This is a genomic window from Micromonospora sp. NPDC051924 (assembly GCF_055586005.1).
Map to the genome: position 1 here is coordinate 47,160 of NZ_JBVJJA010000043.1, position 15,306 is coordinate 62,465.

A 15,306-nucleotide genomic window follows, 5' to 3' on the forward strand; every position below is an offset into this window, starting at 1 on the left:
GACCCTGGTCTGTCGTCACGGCTCATTTCCGCATCTGTGGGTTGTGTCGCTTGTCGCTACGGCACGCAGTACGAGTTCCGTCAGGTCAGCACCGCCGTCGAACCGGCCGGTCGGCGCGTCGCCGGCCACCGACCGCCCGCCGTCCCGATCGACCCGCATCGTCGGGCAGCCGGCCGGCGGCCCGCCCGGCCGGGCCGCCGCCAGCAGGAACCACAACCACGCCCGGTAGCGTCCGACGATCTCGTCTACGGCATCCGCCGCCTCGGCCGGCCCGTAGCCGGCCTCGACGACGAAGTCGCGGGCCTGAACGGTCAGCTGCCCGGTGAGCCAGCCGATCGCCGCGGTCGTGTCGTCGACCAGCCGGAACGGCGGTTCGGCCGGTCGGTCACCGGTCAGCTTCCGGCTGAGCTCGCCGAACTCGTCCCGGATCGTCTGCTCGGTCGGGATCCGCGCGTCGACCAGGACGAGGGAGCGTGGTGTCAGCCCGGCCGCGGCCACGGACCGGGTGACGTGCTGGGCGAAGGCGGCCGCGCTGCAGTAGCCGAGGACGGACAGCGTCGGGTCCGCCGCCGGCCGCAGCCGTCGGAGCTCCGCCACGGCGAGGTCGGCGAGGGTCGCGTAGTCGTGCAGGTCGCCCCCGAGGTCGAGGGTGGTCACCGGGTCGAGCCGCCAGATCTCGTGGTCGGGACTGCGCTCGGCCAGTGCGGCCGCCAGCCCGGGACCCGACGAGTCGCCGGGGAACTCCACCGACAGCAGGCACCGCCCCGAACCCCGCTTGACCTGCTTCAACGCGACGCCGCTCACTGGGGCGACTCCGATCCACCGGCGGTCGGCTCGGCGCCCGCCTCCGTACCGGCGGTCAGCCCCGCGTGCGCCGCTTCGATCTCGGCGAGGTAGTCGGCGAACCGCCGGTGCTCGTACAGCAACGACGACCTGACGTCGATGCCGAGTTCGCGCCGCAGCTGGCTGGTGAGCCGCACCGCGAGCAGGGAGTCCCCGCCGGCGCGGAAGAAGTCGTCGTCCGCCCCGGGCGTCGAGCCGAGGACGGTGTGCCACGCCCGCGTCACCGCACGGCCAGCCGGAGAGGCACCGGCGGCCGGCCCCTCGGAGGGCGACGCGGTGTCCGTTGGCTCGGTCTCGGCACTGGCCCGCAGCGCCGCCCGGTCCAGCTTCCCGTTGACCGTCAGGGGCAGCGCGGCGAGCACCTCCACCCGGCCCGGCACCATCGCGGCCGGCAGCCGCTCCCGCAGGCGGGCGGTCACCCGATCGGCGTCCACCGCACCGACGACCCAGGCCGTCAGCACCGACTCGCCCGCCCGGTGCGTCACGTCCGCCGCCGCCTGCGTCACCCTCGGTACGTCGAGCAGCGCGAGCTCGACCTCCCGCAGTTCGAGCCGGTTGCCACGGATCTTGACCTGGCCGTCGGCGCGACCGACGAAGCTGAGCTCACCATCCTCGGTCCACCGGCAGATGTCCCCGGACCGGTACCGGCGGGCCGTCCCGTCCGAGCCGACGCCGAATGCGGCTTCCGTCTCCTTGGGAGCGCCGCGGTATCCCCGGGCGAGCCCACCGCCGGCGATCAACAGCTCGCCCTCGTCGCCGGGCCGGGCCGGCGGCGGCTCGAGGGTGAGCCGGGCGCCCGCGACCGGCCGGCCGATCGGCGGTGGCACCGAGCGGTCCCCGCCGGTCCGCAGGTCACCGGTCGCGGTGACCAGGATGGTCGCCTCGGTCGGCCCGTACAGGTTGTGCACCGCCGCCCCGAAGTCGGGGGCCGGCCAGACGCGCAGCCGATCACCGCCGGTGGCGAGGGTACGCAGCCGACCGGTGTCCGCACCGCCGCGCAGCAGCTGCTCGACCAGCGGGGTGGCGAGGAAGCTGTGGTCGACCTCGCGGAGCGTGGCCGCGATCAGCTCGGGGTCGCGGACGGTCGCCTCGTCCGCCAGCACCACGGTCGCACCGGACATCAGCGGCGCCCACAGGTCCAGCAGGCACGCGTCGAAGGCCAACCCCGCGAAGGCCGCCGTCCGTACCCCCGGGCGGAGTCCGAAGTACCGGGCGTACCAGGAGAGCGTGCCCATCAGGCCACGATGTTCGATCTCGACCTGCTTGGGCCGCCCGCTGGATCCGGAGGTGGAGATCACGTACGCGAGCCGGTCCGGTGCCGCGAGTTCGATGGCGTGGCCGTCGCCCTCGACCACCCGGGCCACCTCCGGGGCCAACAGGTCGGCCAGCCCGTCGTCGACGGTGGCGGCCCGGCAGCCGGCCCAGTCGAGGATCTCGCGGATCCGGGCCGCCGGCAGGCCCGCGTCCAGCGGCAGGAAGGCGGCCCCGCAGAACCAGGCGGCGAGCTGGCCGACCACCGCCGCCGCGGTACGTGGCCACAGCACCGCGACGACCGGTTCGGCGCGGTCGTCGTGTTCGGCCAGCGCCGACCGCAGGGAGGCCGCGAGCGCTCCTGCGCGGTCGACCAGCTCCCGGTAGCTCAGCGTGCCGCGCTGATCGACGACTGCGGCACGGTCGGGAGCGCTCCGCGCCTGCCGCAGCACCGCCTCGGGTACGGTGCGATCGGCGGCGCCGCCCGCGGGAGCATCCGACGACTCGCCGACGGCGCCACCCCACGGAGACTCGGGATGATGGCTCTCTGCCACCTGGCTCGTCATCTGGACCACCCACTGGTCGGTCACCACATTGGACGTTCATGATCGTATGACGTCGGGCGGTCCACCACAACGGAGATCAATGGAAGCCAGCGCCGACGACGACGGCCTGGACATCCTCGGCGGCGACGTGGCTGCGGACGAGCCATCGCCACCGGTTCACGTCTGTCAGTCGACCGGTATTCCGAAGAGGTCTTCGCCCTCACCGAGGAGTAGCGGCACGTCGTAGACCGACGTGTCCGGCCGGGCCCGCGCGTAGCGCACCCGGTGGCGCCACCGCTGGTGCTCGAACGCGACGTCGGCGTCGATCTCGGCCACCACAACTGGGTCCACCTGCACATACGGCAAGGGCTCGGGCCGGTCCAACTGGCCAGACCAGGACGCGAGCAGCGGCTGCGGCCACGGGTGGGCGATCATGCCGGGCCGTGGCGGGCGCGGCGGCGAAAGCAGCGCCGCCAACTCCGCGGCCTGGCCGGTGGTCAGCGGGTGGGAGCGGTTGGTGTACCGCAGTCGTCCCCGCCGGTCGAGCCGGCCGAGCAGCACGCTCTCCGGGCCGACCACCAGCAGAGAACGCCGAGCCGGGGCGGGGCGAAGGTTTAGTCGAATAGCCGCGTACGGCGATGGGGTGGGCGGCGGCCCTGGTCAACGGCCAGACCGAGGGGCAGCTCGACTCCGCCGGCTTCATCGCCGCAGCGGATCGGATCGCCGACCTGCGGGCCCGTCTCCACTGACCGTCTCGTGAGGCGGGCATCCGACGCGGCTCCGTGAGGACTCCACGCTGGCCACGATGGGCGACGCTATCAGCCTGGGCCGGACGGAGGCGCCATCGGCGACCACCGCGACGAGGCAGCGACGGGGACGCGGCGCGGTCAACCCGAGCGGTCTCCTGGCCTGCCCGCGGGTGCCGGCCCGGTCGCAGCGGCAGCCGGGGCGGGCCGTAGTCACCATCTTGACCGATCTCGACGCCGCCGAGGATCGCCGCCCCAGCACCCTCGCCGATCTGCCAAGCCGTGCCGGGGAACAGGTGGTGAATGCCATGCCACGACTTGTCCAGGTTCAACTCCGGCTCCGGCATGTCGGCCTCGTCATCGTCGAGATCGCCATAAAGCAGCAGGTCGACAGCCGACTCGTCGGCGGCCACTGCCGCCAACTCCCCCGCCGACAACCGGCACCCGATCAACACCATGCCGACCAAGCTGCCCCTTTCTCGTCGTTGGCTTTGCTGTCAGGTCGGCCGAGGCCATTCCAGGCGGATCAACTGCTGCGCGAAACCGCTGCGTACTCCGTGTGAAGCAGGGCCCAGCGTGCACTTTGACCTGCGCGAACACAGAATCGCCGGTGGGCGCTGGTGCCGTTGAGCACTGTTCTGCGTCGTCGCGCGGACTTCACTGCCGTCGTGGTGCAGGCGTCTGCTCCCATCCCCCTCCCCGATTCTCCGCTGCTTATCGATCACCGACACGGAGCTTCTTGCTCCACCACCGGGGCTTCAGCACAGGCTCTACCCGGCAGTGGTCAGTGTCGGGCCAGTCGTGCTGTGCGCCGTGAGCGCCGCGAGGATGTCTTCGACGCGCTGCTTGGCATCCCCGAACAGCATCGATGTGTTGTCCCGGTAGAAGAGCGGGTTCGGGACACCGGCGTAGCCGGTGGCCATCGAGCGCTTGAACACCACGACCTGGCCTGCCTTCCACACACTCAGCACGGGCATTCCGGCGATGGGGCTGTCGGGGTCTTCTGCGGCAGCCGGGTTGACGGTGTCGTTGGCGCCGATCACCAGGACGACCGAGGTGTGCGCGAAGTCGTCGTTGATCTCGTCCATCTCCAGGACGATGTCGTAGGGGACCTTCGCCTCGGCCAGCAGGACGTTCATGTGGCCAGGCAGCCGTCCCGCTACCGGGTGGATGCCGAAGCGGACCTGGGTGCCCCGCTCGCGGAGTTTGCGGGTGAGCTCGGCGACGCCGTGCTGTGCCTGGGCGACCGCCATGCCGTAGCCGGGGGTGATGATGACCGAGTCCGCCTCCGCGAGGATCTCGGCGACCTGCTCGGCGGTCACCTCGCGGTGCTCGCCCTGGGTCACCTCCCCCGGGGCGGTGCTCTCGATACCGAAGCCGCCAGCGATGACGGACAGGAACGATCGGTTCATCGCCCGGCACATGATGTAGGAGAGGTAGGCGCCGGAGGAGCCGACGAGCGCGCCGGTGATGATGAGCAGGTTGTTCTCCAGGAGGAATCCGGATGCGGCGGCAGCCCAGCCGGAGTAGCTGTTCAGCATGGACACCACCACCGGCATGTCACCCCCGCCGATGGAGGCGACCAGGTGCCAGCCCAGTGTCAGCGCGATCGCGGTGACTACGACGAGCAGCCAGAGCTGCGGGTCGAGGACGAACCAGACGGTGAGCAACGCGAACGCGGCCAGGGCGCCGATGTTGAGCGCGTTCTTGCCGGGCAGCATGAGCGGGGCGGACTTCATCCGTGCCGACAGCTTCCCGAACGCGACAACCGATCCGGTGAAGGTGACCGCGCCGATGATGACGCCGATGAAGACTTCGGCGTGGTGGATTCCCAGCATCTCTTGGGTCTGAAGCGCGTGAGCTTCGGCGCCGTCGAGGTCGCCTTCGACCTGGAGGTAGCCGTTCCAGCCGACGAGCACGGCGGCGAGGCCGACAAATGAGTGCAACAGCGCGATCAGCTCGGGCATGCCGGTCATCTCCACCCGCCTGGCCCGATCCAGGCCGATGACGGCACCGACCAGGGTGGCCCCGACGAGCAGGCTCGCGCCGGTGGCACCGATGCCGTGGTCGGCGGCCAGCGCGATGGTGGCGACCAGGGCCAGCGCCATGCCGGCCATGCCCAGGCCGTTGCCCGCCTTGGCGGTTTCGTGCTTGGACAGGCCGGCCAGCGCCAGGATGAACAACAGCGCGGCCACGATGTACGCGGACTGAGCCGCGGTTTCGATCGTCATGTTGTAGAAGCTCCAGGGCTCGGGTGAGGCTTCAGCTGCGGGAGAACATCGTGAGCATGCGGCGGGTCACCGCGAAGCCGCCGAAGATGTTGATGCTGGCCAGCAGGATCGCGGCGCACGACAGCCCGGTGATCAGGGCTCGGTTCGACGTTTCACCATGACCGATTTGCAGCAACGCGCCGACCACGATGATCCCGGAGATCGCGTTGGTCACCGACATCAGCGGTGTGTGCAGCGCGTGGTGCACGTGACCGATCACGTAGTAGCCGATCACGATCGCCAGTGCGAACACCGTCAGGTGCCCCAGGAGGGCCGGCGGGGCCAGAGCAGCGACCAGGAACAGTGCTACCCCGACGGCCGTCACCACCGCGAGGCGGCGGGACGCCGGCACGGGCTGCTTCGCCTGCGGCTCCGGTGACTTCTCCACTGCGGCTGCCGCGGCCGGCGCCGCCGAGACCTGTACGGGCGGTGGCGGCCAGGTGAGTGCGCCGTCCCGGACCACGGTCATCGACCGTTGCACCACGTCGTCGAAGTCGAGCACGAGCTGGCCGTCCTTGCCGGGCGTGAGCAGCTTCATCAGGTTGACGAGGTTGGTGCCGTAGAGCTGCGATGCCTGGGTGGGCAGCCGAGCGGCGAGGTCGGTGTAGCCGAGGATCGTCACGCCGTTCTCGGTGACGACCGCCTCACCGGGGATCGTGCCCTCGACGTTCCCGCCGTTCGACGCCGCCATGTCGACGATGACGCTTCCCGGCTTCATGCTCGCCACCATCTCCTTGGTGAGGAGCAGGGGCGCGGGCTTCCCGGGGATCAACGCTGTGGTGATGATGATGTCCACGTCCTTGCACTGCTCTGCGTACAGGGCAGCCGCCCTGGCGTTGTAGTCCTCCGACATCTCCTTGGCGTAACCGGTGGCCGAGACCTCCACGTCCGGCGCCTCCACCGCGAGGTACTCCCCGCCCAGCGAGCGCACCTGGTCGGCCACCTCTGGACGGGGATCGGAAGCGCGGACGACGGCGCCCAAGCTGCCGGCGGCGCCGATCGCCGCCAGCCCCGCGACGCCTGCACCCGCCACCAGCACCTTCGCCGGTGGCACCTTGCCGGCAGCGGTCACCTGACCGGTGAAGAATCGGCCGAAGACGTGTGCTGCCTCCACCACAGCCCGGTACCCCGCGATGTTCGCCATCGAGGACAGCACGTCCAGGGACTGCGCTCGGGAGATACGCGGTACCGCATCCATTGCGAGGGCGGTGATCGGACGACGCGCCAGCTCCTCTACCAGTTCGGGGTTCGACGCCGGAGCCAGCAGGCTGACCCACGTCGCTGCCGGGCGGAGCGAGTCGAGCTGCTCCACCGACGGCGCGTTCACACCGAACACGATGTCCGCGGTGAGGGGGTTCCCCAGTAGCGCGCCGACAGAGACGTAGGCCTCGTCCGGGAAGCTCGACGGCTCCCCGGCGGCAGGTTCGACCACCACCTGGTAGCCCAGCTTCAACAGCTGCGCGACTGTAGTGGGGGTTGCGGCCACCCGGGTCTCCCCGCGCCTCGACTCGTTGACAACGCCGATAAGCACATGCAGCTCCTTGGTCGCCAGGACGACGCTAGGCGTCGGCCCCTCCGTGTTGGCGGTCAGGCGTTTGCCGCTTCTCCGGCGCCCTTGCGGGATGACCGCGACTCCCATGATGTCGATCAACGCTCCGGTCTGCCATAGGGCAATGCAGCCGATCTCGGCGATCGCCGAGCAGATCGCCGGCCAGTCTGCGCCACACCTTGCCGATCTGGCGGCCGCGGCCGGCTCACGCCCGTGGGCTCGCCGCCGGCCAGGGGTGGAACGGCCTGGTTCCGGACCGGCCCGCGCGATGCCATCCGCGGTCGGCTGCCGAGAGGACCCGATGTCGAGGGCTGCTCCGCGAAAAGCACGTCCCCGACGTCGGTGTTGAGCGGCTGGCGTCAGCTGCTCGATCACCGGCAGATTCCACCGCCCCACCCAGCGCCCGCGTCGCCCAGCGACATCGCAGCGGGAAGGGTGTCAGTCCCAGGTTTCGCTGATGTCGAGGATCTCCAGGCCCGCGAGCAGCGCGGGTGCCACAGCCTTCGCGTCCCGGGTGACCAGGTAGCAGCGGTAGAGGACGGCGGTGGCGACGGCGGGCCTTGCCTGGTCGCGACGGGACACGTGACGAAGATCGCCAGTTGGCCGCTGTCCAAATTGGACAGGGCATGCTCCTGTCCCGGCCGGAACGATCCGGCCCGTCCTCTGATGTAAGGATGCCATGGCTCTGCACCAGCAACGACGTCTCAAGCTGGTCGGCGCACTCGCGGGGAGTGCACTGACCCTCATCATCGGGCTGCTGCCCGCCACCGCCGCGAACGCGGCACCGCCACCGGCCGACCTCGTGGTGTCCGCCAGTGTCGGCCCGGCCGAGGTCGTCGACAGCGGCGACTGGAGCACCCTGACGGTCGACATCCGCAACGCCGGCAAGCAGACGAGCGAGGCGGTGACCCTGTCGTTCGCGCTCCCGGCCGGCGTCGCCTTCGTCGGCGACGGCTACGTGATCCCGGAGAGTTGGCAGTGCGACCTCTTCGGCACGGCCACCTGCACTACCGCGCCGATTTCCGCCAGGTCTGCGGCCGAGGCGCTCAGCATCCCGCTCAGCGTCGCCGCCGGCACCGCCGGTGATGTGCTCACCATCAGCGCCACCGTCAGCGGAGGCAGCGAGTCGTCGCTTGCCAACAACACCGGCACGGCGGAGCTTCGCTACGTTCCGGCCACGGTCGACCTCGGCTTCACCGCCCAGCCGGCCGACTACCAGAGGCTCGACGGGGAAGTTGTCGGACTCAACACCTACGTGCAGAACACCGGGCGGGCGAAGTCGGGCGAGGTAGCGGTCACCGTGCCGCTCCCGGCCGGCCTCGTGCCCTACAGCGCATCCGGCACCGGCTGGACCTGCGCCTACGGCGACACGGCCGCCGACGGGCTGCCCGGCTACCGCTGCACCTACGCCCCGCTCTGGGCCGACCAGACGAGCAACTACCTCGGTGTAGTCGCCAAGATTTCTGGGGCGCAGCCTGGCACCGTCCTCGACATGGTCGCCACCGTGTCCAACCCTGTGCCGGACGTCAATCCCGACAATGACACGCTGCGGACGCGGGTCACGGTCGTCGCGCCGGTGACCATCCGGGGCACAGTCTGGGTAGACAGCGACCAGGACGGCGTACGGGACGAGGGCGAGCCGGGTGCCGCCACTGCAAGCGTCGCCGGGATCCAGCTCGAACCGCAGGCAGACGGACAACCGGGTGCTAGCGCAACCGTCAACCCCGACGGCACCTATGTCGCCCAGGCGCGGCCGGGCACCTACCGGGTCCGGTTCGCCGTACGGAACCCCTACATCTACATCGATTCGACCGACTCCGACCTGGTGTACTACGACAACATTTCCGACTCCTCGGGTACGAGGTACGGCTACAGCGACTGGATGAACCTCGCGGGCGGCGAGGACGCCACGGTCGACGCCGGCGTGGTCTCGTACTTCTACTGACATCTCGACACTTGGTAGTGAGCCCAGGCCCCGGCGAATGCCGGGGCCTGGGCTCCAGACAGGCGCGAGGCCCTGCTGGGGCTAGGGGCTCGGTCTGGCGGGGCCCTGGTCGGCCTCGCACTTCTCGCCCTGACCGGCGCTACGCTGCACAACCGCGGCACGGACACTTCCGCGCCGCCCGGCCGCACACTACTCAGGCCGCTGGCATCGGCCAGGGGTGCGGATTGTGGGAGTGACTTCGTAGGTCAAGCAGCGAGTTGGTAGCGGGCCTGTGGTTGCGCTGGTGCTCTTGGCCCAGATGGTAGGTCCAGTAGCGGTCGAAGTCGCCGTTGGCGAGCAGTGCGCGGAGTTTCGGGACGGCTTCGGCGCCGGCGCTCCGCCCGGCTGTCGACGCGTTCGTCCGACAAATTCGCTACCCGGCGGCCGGAGCGCAGTGATACACAACCGAGGTGCAAAACATTTTGGAGTTCCCCGAGGTCCTGCGGCTGATCGAAGACCGCTCGGCCGCGTTCCGCGCCGCGATCGCGTCCGCCCCTGACCTTGACGTCCAGGTCCCGACCTGCCCGGACTGGACGCTGCGCGAACTGGCGCAGCACTTCGGCGACGGCCGCCGCCGCCAGGCTGCCATCGTCGCGGCGGGCCCGGGCGCTGAGCCCCCGGCGAGGACGGACCCGAAGGGCGCCCCGACCGCGCCCCGCGACCGTGAAGCCCTGGACGCCTGGCTCGCCGAGTCGACCGAGCTCATGCTCGACGCGATGCGCGAGGCCGGCCCGGACCGCGGCTGCTGGACCTGGTGGGGCCGCTCGCAGGCCCCGCAGACCAGCGGAGCCGTGGCCCGGCACCAGATCCAGGAGATCGCCGTCCACACCTACGACGTCCAGGTCACCCAGGGGGCCGCACAGCCGCTGCCGACGGACGTCGCGGTCGAGGGCGTTGACGAGTTCCTGACGACCGTCTCGGCGACGACCGTCCCCTGGCCGTTCAAGCCGGCGACCATCGACCTGCACACGACCGAGGGCCGCTCCTGGCGCCTGACCCTCAACGCCGACGGCGTCCGCTGCGACGACCTCGCCGCCGACGCGGAGCCGGGCGACATGGCGATGCGAGGCGCAGCGAGCGAACTGGTCCTCTACTTCTACGATCGCACCCCGCTCGACGGCCTGGAGACCACCGGCGACACCGAGCCGATGGAGCAGCTCGCAGACTGGGACCCAAACGCGTAAAACACGCACTTGTGACGCATCTGTCGGTTGTGCGCGTGCTCCTGCGGGCGCGACTGGGTCCGGGGTTAGCGCAGGGCCTCGCGGCCGATGCGGATCACCCGGCCGTGCACCTTGCGCAGGTAGGCGAGCAGTTTGCGGATGGACCAGCGGGTGAAGGGCTGGCTGAGCTTGGTCGGGCGGGTGGTGGCCGTCTGGACGACGAAGTCCTCGTCGTCAGGGCTGAGTAGGCGGGGACGGCCTCCCGCCCACCGAGGGTCCAGGCAGGCCGGGCCGATCTGGTTGAACCGGTGGATCACGTCCCGCACCGTGTCCTCGTCGGCCTGCACCAACTGGGCGATCACTGGAACTCGGTTGCCGCCGGCCGAGGCCAGCAGCATCATCGCCCGTCGATAGCGCACCGTGTTGGTGCTGCCCCGGCGCACGACCCGTTGCGACTGCTGGCCCTCCTGGTCGGTCAGCCTCCTGATCTTGACCAGCTCCGCCACCACGCCCCCAAACCCGTCGGATGTCCGACTCATCCAACCGGTTCCGGCCCCCCCGCCGCCAACCCGGTCCCGTCAGAGCACTAGCCAGACGATGAGGTCGGTGGCGATGCGGCTGACGTCGGTTGCGGTGGCGAGGTCGTGCTCGCGCCAGCGGGGTCGCGGCGTTCAACCTCGTAAGGGTTGTGCCCGAGGGGGAATCGATCACAACTTTTCGGGCACCCATGCTTAGCGCGGGTGCTCATGCCGTGAGACTAGCCTCCCGGTCCTTGCGCGGAGCGACGGAGCAGACGAACTCCAGGAACCGTGCCGCGGCCGGGGCGAGTACGCGATCGTTCCGCCAGGTGAGCCCGACGACGCGTTCCGCGCCGGCGGCGACCAGAGGCACGCCAACGCTCCTCGAGGCACCGGCGAACTCCTCCGGCACGATGGCCACCCCCAGACCCGATCCGACCAGTCCCTCGATCGTGGCCAGATCGCCGCTTTCGAACGCCACACGCGGCGTCACCCCCGCGACCGCGAACAGCTCGTCGACCAGAGACCGGAACCCGAACCCGCCGGGTACGGTCACGAAATCCTCCTCCGCGATTTCATCGAGCCGCACCCGAGTTCGCTCGGCTAGTCGGTGACCTGCGGGGACGACGAGCACCAACTGCTGCCGCTGCAGCGGCAGCCAGCCGTGCGGGCCGTCGGGGCGCGGGGAGATCAGCGCTAGCTCGGAGACGCCGGAGGCGAGGTCGCGCAGGATCTCGTGGCCCGGCTCCTGACGGAGCGCGACGCGTACGCGGGGCGCCTGCTGGCGGAAGTCGTGCAGGAGGCGCGGCACAAGGGACGTGGCCATCGAGTCGAGGAACGCCAGTCGGACGGTCCCCGACTCGGGGTCGAGCAGGCCCGCCAGGTCGCTCAGCAGCTGGTCGTACCGGTCCGTGATGTCCCTGGCCGCGGCGAGGACCACCTCGCCGTACGGGTTGGGGCGCACTCCCCGCGCGTCCCGCTCGAACAGCCGGCTGCCAAGTTCCTCCTCGACCCGGGCGAGCAGCCGGGACAGGGTGGGCTGAGTCATGTGCAGCGCGGCTGCGGCGTCGGTGACCCGCTCGTGGTCCGCGAGGGCGAGCAGCCTGCGGAGATCCTCGACCTGCATGAGCGCAACTATACGCTTGACGTATTAGCAGTAGACAGAGCATGCATTTGACGCATGTGGCGCGTCGTCCGACGCTCGCAGGATGACGCCGATCCGCAAGGCCGCCGCCCGCCCGCTCTCGCCGCCCCGCGCGGCCCCGACCCGGTCGTCGACGGGCTACCAGGTCGGCGAGTCGGGGTACCGCCGGATCGCGGTGGCGCTCTTCGCGGCCGGAGTGGCGACCTTCGCCCTCCTCTACAGCACGCAGGCGCTGCTTCCCGCGCTCGCGCACGCCTTTTCGGTCTCCGCGTCGCAGAGCACCCTCTCCCTGTCCCTGACCACTGTCGGCCTCGGCGTCGCGCTGCTGGTGGCCGGCCCGATCTCGGAGGTGCTGGGGCGAACCAGGCTCATCCACCTCTCCCTCACCTTCTCCGCCGTTGTCGGGCTGGCCTGCGCGCTGGCTCCGACCTGGCATGTCCTGCTCGGCCTGCGCCTGTTGCAGGGCGTCACCCTGGCCGGGCTCCCGGCGGTCGCCACGGCCTATCTGCGCGAGGAGCTTCACGCCGACACGCACGCCCGGGCGGCCGGCCTCTACATCGGGGGCACGGCCCTGGGCGGGATGACCGGTCGTCTGATCGCTGGCACGCTCGCCGACGCCGCCGGTTGGCGGTGGGCACTGGCCGCGGTCGCCGGAGTGGGGCTGCTCAGCGCGGCCGTCGCCCTGCTCACGCTGCCCGCGTCGCGGAACTTCGTGGCAGTGCCGGCCCGGATCGAGCACCTGGCGGACATGGCGCGAGGGGCAGTGGCCGATCGCGGCCTGCTCGCGCTCTACGCCATCGGCGCCTGCTCGATGGGCGCGTTCGTCGCCGTCTACAACGCGATGGATTTCCGGCTCACCTCCGCACCGTTCGACCTGGAGGCCGGCGTCGCGAGCCTGGTGTTCCTGGTCTATCCGCTCGGCACCGTCAGCTCGACCCTCGCCGGGCGCCTGGCCGAACGGTTCTCCCACCGCGCCGTCGTGCCGGTCGGGTGCCTGGTCACCCTCGCCGGGGTGCTGCTCACGCTGCCCCGTTCGCTACCGGTCGTCGTGCTCGGCCTCGCGATCATGACCGTCGGTTTCTTCGCCGTGCACGGGGTGACCAGCGGGTGGGTACCCGCGCGCGCCCACGCCTGCGGCGTGGCTACCGGGCAGGCCGCCTCGCTGTACCTGTTCGCCTACTACCTCGGCTCGTCCATCTTCGGCAGCCTGGCCGGCCGCGCCTGGGCGCTTGGTGCTTGGCCCGCGGTCACGATGCTGGCGCTGACGCTCGTCATCGTCAGCGGGCTGTGCGCGACCCGAATGCGGTCAGCACCCCGGCGAACCAAGGCGACTTCGAGCGTCCTGCCCGCAACCGCGACATCCGCACCGCCCTCACCGCGTCTCCCCGCCTAATGACTGGTAGGACGTCCGCTATGTGGCGGGAGGGAAAACGCGGGTGGGCTCTTTCAGAGATCTTTCTGCGTGCTTGCGATCTCCTTCCATGCCCGGTGCGCTGGCGCCGGCCTGCTGGCGAGGATTGTCGACCTTCCCGGCGGCGGCGATCAGGTACGCCTGCCGGTGCTGCACCGCCCGCTCGGCCGGCGCGGCAGGATCGGCCCCACCGATCCAGAGCTGGTCGACCAGTTCGTTGTCCTCCCAGAACCGGACGAACACGCGGCCGAGCATCCAGGCCACCGCCGCCTGGTCGAGCACATCGTCGAGCCACGTCTCGGTACTCGCGCCGACCCGCTCGGCGGTCTCCGCCCGGTGGTACTCCTGGCGCAGCTCCGCCCGCAGGTCCGGCGCCTCCGTGACTGGTCCGCGGAGATTCTTCACCAGCGGTTGACCTGCCTGGAGTACCTCCAGCTCGATTACCGGGAGATTCCACGGCCCCGCCCAGCGCCCGCGTCGCCCGGCCACACCGCACCGCACCGCATCGCCCCACCCAGCGCCCGCGTCGCCGAGCGACATCGCAGCGGGAAGGGTGTCAGTCCCAGGTTTCGCTGATGTCGAGGATCTCCAGGCCCGGGGGCAGCGCGGGTGCCACGGCCTTCGCGTCCCGGGTGACCAGGTAGCAGCGGTAGAGGACGGCGGTGGCGACGGCGTGGGCGACGTCGAGCGGCACGTTCGCTCGGGCGGCGATCCGGGCGACGCGCCGGCTCGTGGCAGCGTCGTAGACGGCCACGTGGATGTCCCGGTCCTCGCTGAACAGAAGGTCGAGCATCGTGGCGGCGGCGGTGCCCGCCAGCTGGAGCTGCGCCTGCCCGAGACACAGGGCGGGGACCCACACCTGCTGCTCCGGGTCCTCCTCGGCGAGGGTCAGGATGGCACCCGGTTCGATGCTGGTCCCCGAGGCGTACGCGAGAAGCGCGGAGGCGTCCAGGACCAGACCGTTCACGCGGCGGCGGTCCCCTCGTCGTCGAACTGGCGAAGCCACTCAAGGTTGCGGGCATGCTGCTCGTCGCTGATCGGCGGGAGCTCGGCGAGGCGTTGCCTCGTCCGCTCCACGTCCTCGTCGGTCACCACGTAGCCCAGCTCCGCCCACCTGGCGCGTAGGTCGTCGGCGCGCATCTTGCGGCGGAGGATCCCGGCGATGAAACCAGACGTGTTGCTCTGTGTGCGCTCCACGTACTCGGCCACATCGTCAGGCAGGCTGATCGTGATACGGCGAGTCATACTCCGAGCATACCCGATGCATACCGACGAACTGCGCCAGGGCAGTCACGCCACGCAGTCACCCGCAGAAGTCTCGTTCCAGCCGTCCGCGAGTCACAGCGATTGGCTGGCGGGTGAGGTCAGCGGCACCTGCACCCCCATCCAGTACGGTCGGGTCCGGGCGCCCACTCCCCCGCCACCACCACCGGGACCGGGACCGGGACCTCCGTCACCAAGAGGAGAACCTGCGTCTGCCCGTCGCAACCCCCGCCGCAGGCATGGGGTTCGTGTCGGCGGGGCCACACGGACCATTGCCCCACCGCCGTTGACGATCGGCAAGACCTTGAGGCTAACCCAAGCCTAGTTGGCCGGTATGCCGGCGAAGCGCGAGAACTGACCCTCAGGCGGCGCGGCTCGTTGGTGGGAGAGGCGACCGAGCTTCAAGTCCCTGTACGGCACCTGCCCGCCACCGTTCCGTTCCAAAGCGGGCGTCGTTTGGAGCGGCGGCCACTGGCCGAAGGTGGCCGGCGGCGAGCTGGACTCGCCGCCCGCCAAGCCGGCACCTCAGAGCTTCGGTGTCGCCACCGATTCCGCGTAGCCGGCCGCGCACATCATTGCCTCGGCCGCATGCTTCATCGCCTCGGGCGAGAGCCGCTCC

14 protein-coding genes and 1 pseudogene are annotated in these 15,306 nt (G+C 70.6%); 3 read left to right on the forward strand and 12 right to left on the reverse strand.

Going from position 1 to position 15,306, the window contains the following annotated elements; genetic code table 11:
* Positions 1 to 15: 15 nt before the first annotated feature.
* The 7 genes and pseudogenes from ACZ6S5_RS27745 to ACZ6S5_RS27775 form a co-directional block, all read right to left on the reverse strand.
* Positions 16 to 804, reverse strand: a complete 789-nt coding sequence (locus ACZ6S5_RS27745; RefSeq protein WP_466005042.1) for an alpha/beta hydrolase family protein — start codon at positions 802 to 804, stop codon at positions 16 to 18.
* Complete coding sequence (locus tag ACZ6S5_RS27750; protein WP_466005043.1) at positions 801 to 2,660, reverse strand: non-ribosomal peptide synthetase; 1,860 nt, start codon at positions 2,658 to 2,660, stop codon at positions 801 to 803. Before ACZ6S5_RS27750 ends, ACZ6S5_RS27745 begins: the two co-directional genes overlap by 4 nt.
* Before the next feature lie 165 nt (positions 2,661 to 2,825).
* Positions 2,826 to 3,218, reverse strand: coding sequence for a hypothetical protein (locus ACZ6S5_RS27755; protein ID WP_466005066.1), 393 nt, complete (start codon positions 3,216 to 3,218; stop codon positions 2,826 to 2,828).
* A gap of 421 nt (positions 3,219 to 3,639) precedes the next feature.
* Positions 3,640 to 3,843: pseudogene (locus ACZ6S5_RS27760) on the reverse strand (DUF1877 family protein); the annotation flags it as partial.
* A 312-nt stretch (positions 3,844 to 4,155) separates the two neighbouring features.
* The gene (gene pntB / locus ACZ6S5_RS27765) at positions 4,156 to 5,616 is read right to left on the reverse strand and encodes a Re/Si-specific NAD(P)(+) transhydrogenase subunit beta (RefSeq protein ID WP_466005045.1); all 1,461 of its coding nucleotides are present in this window, start codon (positions 5,614 to 5,616) and stop codon (positions 4,156 to 4,158) included.
* A 31-nt stretch (positions 5,617 to 5,647) separates the two neighbouring features.
* On the reverse strand, positions 5,648 to 7,579 hold the full coding sequence (locus tag ACZ6S5_RS27770) for a Re/Si-specific NAD(P)(+) transhydrogenase subunit alpha (protein WP_466005047.1): 1,932 nt from the start codon (positions 7,577 to 7,579) through the stop codon (positions 5,648 to 5,650).
* 63 nt (positions 7,580 to 7,642) lie between these two features.
* Positions 7,643 to 7,786 (reverse strand): hypothetical protein, encoded by a 144-nt coding sequence (locus tag ACZ6S5_RS27775; protein WP_466005048.1) that lies wholly within the window; start codon positions 7,784 to 7,786, stop codon positions 7,643 to 7,645.
* 97 nt (positions 7,787 to 7,883) lie between these two features.
* Here ACZ6S5_RS27775 and ACZ6S5_RS27780 point away from each other — a divergent pair, with 97 nt between their 5' ends.
* The gene (locus ACZ6S5_RS27780; protein WP_466005050.1) at positions 7,884 to 9,149 is read left to right on the forward strand and encodes an SdrD B-like domain-containing protein; all 1,266 of its coding nucleotides are present in this window, start codon (positions 7,884 to 7,886) and stop codon (positions 9,147 to 9,149) included.
* A 449-nt stretch (positions 9,150 to 9,598) separates the two neighbouring features.
* On the forward strand, positions 9,599 to 10,372 hold the full coding sequence (locus ACZ6S5_RS27785; protein ID WP_466005051.1) for a maleylpyruvate isomerase family mycothiol-dependent enzyme: 774 nt from the start codon (positions 9,599 to 9,601) through the stop codon (positions 10,370 to 10,372).
* Between the two features lie 65 nt (positions 10,373 to 10,437).
* Here the strand turns inward: ACZ6S5_RS27785 and ACZ6S5_RS27790 are convergent, their stop codons facing one another.
* Complete coding sequence (locus ACZ6S5_RS27790; RefSeq protein WP_466005052.1) at positions 10,438 to 10,890, reverse strand: helix-turn-helix domain-containing protein; 453 nt, start codon at positions 10,888 to 10,890, stop codon at positions 10,438 to 10,440.
* Between the two features lie 205 nt (positions 10,891 to 11,095).
* Positions 11,096 to 11,995, reverse strand: a complete 900-nt coding sequence (locus tag ACZ6S5_RS27795; RefSeq protein ID WP_466005054.1) for a LysR family transcriptional regulator — start codon at positions 11,993 to 11,995, stop codon at positions 11,096 to 11,098.
* A gap of 82 nt (positions 11,996 to 12,077) precedes the next feature.
* On the opposite strand from ACZ6S5_RS27795, the gene ACZ6S5_RS27800 reads away from it, so the two are divergent.
* Positions 12,078 to 13,406, forward strand: a complete 1,329-nt coding sequence (locus ACZ6S5_RS27800) for an MFS transporter (RefSeq protein WP_466005056.1) — start codon at positions 12,078 to 12,080, stop codon at positions 13,404 to 13,406.
* 18 nt (positions 13,407 to 13,424) lie between these two features.
* Here ACZ6S5_RS27800 and ACZ6S5_RS27805 read toward each other — a convergent pair whose 3' ends face one another.
* The 3 genes from ACZ6S5_RS27805 to ACZ6S5_RS27815 all read right to left on the reverse strand — a co-directional run bounded on the left by ACZ6S5_RS27805 (position 13,425) and on the right by ACZ6S5_RS27815 (position 14,669).
* Positions 13,425 to 13,829 (reverse strand): hypothetical protein, encoded by a 405-nt coding sequence (locus ACZ6S5_RS27805; RefSeq protein WP_466005058.1) that lies wholly within the window; start codon positions 13,827 to 13,829, stop codon positions 13,425 to 13,427.
* Positions 13,830 to 13,980: 151 nt separating this feature from the next.
* Positions 13,981 to 14,391: a hypothetical protein gene (locus ACZ6S5_RS27810; RefSeq protein ID WP_466005060.1), complete on the reverse strand. Its 411-nt coding sequence runs from the start codon at positions 14,389 to 14,391 to the stop codon at positions 13,981 to 13,983.
* Entirely contained in the window at positions 14,388 to 14,669 is a 282-nt protein-coding gene (locus ACZ6S5_RS27815; RefSeq protein ID WP_466005061.1) for a hypothetical protein, read from the reverse strand. Before ACZ6S5_RS27815 ends, ACZ6S5_RS27810 begins: the two co-directional genes overlap by 4 nt.
* Positions 14,670 to 15,306: the final 637 nt, after the last annotated feature.